The 1,722-nt window shown below is 51.6% G+C and carries 1 rRNA gene; it reads left to right on the forward strand.

From position 1 onward, the window contains the following. Window positions 1-1,707, forward strand: a 23S ribosomal RNA gene (locus tag RBA40_RS33140); the annotation flags it as partial. Between the last annotated feature and the right edge of the window lie 15 nt (window positions 1,708-1,722).

The following is a 1,722-nucleotide window of genomic DNA, read 5'->3' on the forward strand; positions in this document are numbered from 1 at the left end:
TATATGGTAGGAGAGCGTTCTGTAAGCCTGCGAAGGTGTCTTGTAAAGGATGCTGGAGGTATCAGAAGTGCGAATGCTGACATGAGTAGCGATAATGGGAGTGAAAAGCTCCCACGCCGTAAGCCCAAGGTTTCCTGTTCAACGTTCATCGGAGCAGGGTGAGTCGGCCCCTAAGGCGAGGCAGAGATGCGTAGCTGATGGGAAGCAGGTTAATATTCCTGCACCGTCGTATGATGCGATGGGGGGACGGATCGCGGAAGGTTGTCCAACGGTTGGAAGTGTTGGTTTTTGACTCATAGAAGGCGCTTAGGCAAATCCGGGCGCGCAATTCAAGGGGTCGAGACGAGGAACTTAGGTTCTGAAGCAATCGGAAGTGGTTCCAAGAAAAGCCTCTAAGCTTCAGTCATACGAGACCGTACCGCAAACCGACACAGGTGGGCGAGATGAGTATTCTAAGGCGCTTGAGAGAACTCGGGAGAAGGAACTCGGCAAATTGGTACCGTAACTTCGGGAAAAGGTACGCCCCGGTAGCTTGACTGCTTTACTGCAGAAGGGTGAAAGGGTTGCAATAAACTGGTGGCTGCGACTGTTTAATAAAAACACAGCACTCTGCAAACACGAAAGTGGACGTATAGGGTGTGACGCCTGCCCGGTGCTGGAAGATTAAATGATGGGGTGCAAGCTCTTGATTGAAGTCCCAGTAAACGGCGGCCGTAACTATAACGGTCCTAAGGTAGCGAAATTCCTTGTCGGGTAAGTTCCGACCTGCACGAATGGCGTAACGATGGCCACACTGTCTCCTCCCGAGACTCAGCGAAGTTGAAATGTTTGTGATGATGCAATCTACCCGCGGCTAGACGGAAAGACCCCATGAACCTTTACTGTAGCTTTGCATTGGACTTTGAACCAATCTGTGTAGGATAGGTGGGAGGCTTTGAAGCGGGGACGCCAGTCTTCGTGGAGCCATCCTTGAAATACCACCCTGGTTTGTTTGAGGTTCTAACCTTGGTCCGTTATCCGGATCGGGGACAGTGCATGGTAGGCAGTTTGACTGGGGCGGTCTCCTCCTAAAGTGTAACGGAGGAGTTCGAAGGTACGCTAGATACGGTCGGACATCGTGTTGATAGTGCAATGGCATAAGCGTGCTTAACTGCGAGACTGACAAGTCGAGCAGGTACGAAAGTAGGACATAGTGATCCGGTGGTTCTGTATGGAAGGGCCATCGCTCAACGGATAAAAGGTACTCTGGGGATAACAGGCTGATTCCTCCCAAGAGTTCATATCGACGGGGGAGTTTGGCACCTCGATGTCGGCTCATCACATCCTGGGGCTGTAGCCGGTCCCAAGGGTATGGCTGTTCGCCATTTAAAGTGGTACGTGAGCTGGGTTTAAAACGTCGTGAGACAGTTTGGTCCCTATCTGCCGTGGGCGTTGGAAATTTGAAGGGGGCTGCTCCTAGTACGAGAGGACCGGAGTGGACAGACCTCTGGTGTACCGGTTGTCACGCCAGTGGCATTGCCGGGTAGCTAAGTCTGGAAGAGATAACCGCTGAAAGCATCTAAGCGGGAAACTTGCCTTGAGATGAGATTTCCCAGAGCCTTGAGCTCTTTAAAGGGTCGTTCGAGACCAGGACGTTGATAGGTCAGGTGTGGAAGTGCAGTAATGCATTAAGCTAACTGATACTAATTGCCCGTACGGCTTGTCCCTATAACCTTAGCAGGT

This window comes from Massilia pseudoviolaceinigra (assembly GCF_030846505.1).
GTDB lineage: Bacteria > Pseudomonadota > Gammaproteobacteria > Burkholderiales > Burkholderiaceae_D > Telluria_A > Telluria_A violaceinigra.